Raw genomic sequence first — 2,526 nt, 5'->3', positions numbered from 1 at the left:
GCGCGATCAGCCACGACGGTTGCCGCGGACGGAAGACGGCGTGGCGCCGGTGGGGGCGCGGGGAACGGCGCGATCAGCCACGACGGTTGCCGCGGTCGAAGGACGGCGTGGCGCCGGTGGGGGCGCGGGGAACGGCGCGATCAGCCACGACGGTTGCCGCGGACGGAAGACGGCGTGGCGCCGGTGGGGGCGCGGGGAACGGCGCGATCAGCCACGACGGTTGCCGCGGACGGAAGACGGCGTGGCGCCGGTGGGGGCGCGGGGAACGGCGCGATCAGCCACGACGGTTGCCGCGGTCGAAGGACGGCCTGGCACCGGATCGTGGCGTCGGCGGCCCGGCAAGGGCGTGGTGCGGAAGGCGGTGGCCCGTGGGACATGCCGACACACTGCTCGCCATGGGCGGCGCCTTCGCGGGCGCCGCGCTGCTCGCCCGGCTCGGCGGCCGGATCGGACTCCTCGACATGGACTCCGCTGCCACCAGGGTGGTGGTGCTCCGGCCGGTGCGCCATCCGTGGCAGCACCCATCTTCCGGGCCGTACGCCCGGTATGCGTGACCGCTTCCGTGCGGGGCAAACCACCAGGAAGGATGAGGGCCGAACCTGATGGCGGCAGGCCGCGGGCGGGGGAGAGCCTGGAGGTCCGGCGGACCGGTTGCGTCTCACGTGACGGTCCGGCTCCGTGACGGTGTCAGGTTCGGGAGGGATGGAGCCGTGACCCAGTTCGACGACGAACGCCTGGTCGACCTCGCCGCACGGCTGGAACGGGACGATCCCCGCTTCGCCCGCGCCCTCGGGTCCGGACGTCCCGCGCGGCCTCGCGAGTACCGGCGTACCGGCGCCTGGTGGGGGCTGGCCACCGGTGGCGCCGCGCTCGCCCTGGGCATCTTCCTGCCCCACGGGCTGCTGATCGCGGCCGGCCTCGTCGTCATGGGCATCGCCGTGCAGCTCCTCGACCCCGACCGGGCCCGGCGGCGGTCCGGGTCGGCGCGGTGAGGTTCCCGCGCGCCACCGTGGACGTTCGGGATGTTCTGGACGTTCTCCTGAGGGCCCGTTCCGCGATGCGATAGACTTCTTTACCGAGCGCTTACGCTCTGTTGAGCGTTGGCACGCTCAGTCGTTGGTGGTCGCCGGTTCCCGGCTGACGTGATGGGGGGCGTGAGATGGACCGAGTCGTCCGCGCGCGTGCCGCCGTCCGGGTCCGCGTCGGCAACACCGCCCGCGACAGCGTTCCCGATACCGACAGCGCCGCCTTGAGCGACCACCGCTCCCGCTGACGCCCCGGATCCCCCGCCGATCCGGTCCCGCTTCCACCGCGGGAGCCGCCGACGGCACCCGCACTCACCGCCCGGCACCCCTCCCGCCGTGGGACGACATCAAGCCGCCGGGCCGGCCAACGCACATGCGCACGCGCAACGGCACGGACAACCCGTCCGGCGCCCGGCACCCGCGAAGGCACAGACGCCGCCACCGAACCGATCGACGGAGGTCAGACGCCCGTGCACGACACCACCGCCATGCTCATCGAACTCGGGGCGATCATTCTCGTCCTGGGTCTGCTGGGCCGCATCGCCGGGCGGGTGGGCTTCTCGCCCATACCTCTGTATCTGCTCGCCGGGCTCGCCTTCGGACATGGCGGCATCCTGCCCCTGACGGCCAGTGAGGAGTTCGTCGCCACCGGCGCCGAGATCGGTGTGATCCTGCTGCTGGTCATGCTCGGCCTGGAGTACAGCGCCTCCGAACTCGTCACCACCCTGCAGACCCAGTTCCCCTCCGGTGCCGTCGACTTCGTCCTCAACGCGGTCCCCGGCGCCGTGATGGCGCTGCTGCTCGGCTGGGGCCCGGTCGCCGCCGTGGCGCTCGCCGGGGTGACCTGGATCTCCTCGTCCGGGGTGATCGCCAAGGTGCTCGGCGACCTGCGCAGGATCGGCAACCGGGAGACCCCCGTCGTCCTCGGGGTGCTCGTCCTCGAAGACCTGGCCATGGCGGTCTACCTGCCGATCCTCACCGCCCTGCTCGCCGGGGCGAGCCTGGCAGGCGGCACCGTCACCCTGCTGATCTCGCTGGGCACGGTCGGCGCCGTCCTGTACGTGGCGCTGCGGCACGGCCGTCTGGTCAGCCGCGCGGTCTCCTCCGACAACGCCGAGATGCTGTTGCTGGTGGTGCTGGGGCTGACCCTGCTGGTGGCCGGGGTCGCGCAGCAACTCCAGGTCTCCGCGGCGGTCGGGGCGTTCCTCGTCGGGATCGCGTTGTCCGGTGAGGTCGCCGAAGGCGCCCATAACCTTCTTGCGCCCCTGCGGGATCTGTTCGCCGCGGTGTTCTTCGTCTTCTTCGGTCTGCACACCAACCCCGCGGACATTCCGCCGGTGCTGCTGCCCGCGCTCGCGCTGGCCGTCGTGACCACGCTCACGAAGATCGCCACCGGGTACTGGGCCGCCCGCCGGGCCGGGATCTCCGCGAAGGGCCGCTGGCGGGCGGGCGGCACCCTCGTCGCCCGCGGCGAGTTCTCCATCGTCATCGCCGGACTCGC

At 72.8% G+C, this 2,526-nt stretch carries 3 protein-coding genes; all 3 read left to right on the top strand.

Annotated elements, in window-relative coordinates:
* Positions 1-368 precede the first annotated feature (368 nt).
* Complete coding sequence (locus ACFYTE_RS42305) at positions 369-554, top strand: hypothetical protein (protein WP_388722646.1); 186 nt, start codon at positions 369-371, stop codon at positions 552-554.
* Positions 555-710: 156 nt separating this feature from the next.
* Positions 711-992: a DUF3040 domain-containing protein gene (locus ACFYTE_RS42300; RefSeq protein ID WP_388722644.1), complete on the top strand. Its 282-nt coding sequence runs from the start codon at positions 711-713 to the stop codon at positions 990-992.
* Between the two features lie 503 nt (positions 993-1,495).
* Positions 1,496-2,526: cation:proton antiporter (locus ACFYTE_RS42295; RefSeq protein WP_388722642.1), on the top strand; the 1,031-nt coding region annotated here is incomplete at its 3' end.

The sequence above is a fragment of the Streptomyces sp. NPDC004629 genome (genome assembly GCF_042873595.1).
Lineage (GTDB): Bacteria > Actinomycetota > Actinomycetes > Streptomycetales > Streptomycetaceae > Streptomyces.
Note: the sequence above shows the minus strand (reverse complement) of the source record. Positions and strands in the feature narration are given on the sequence as shown.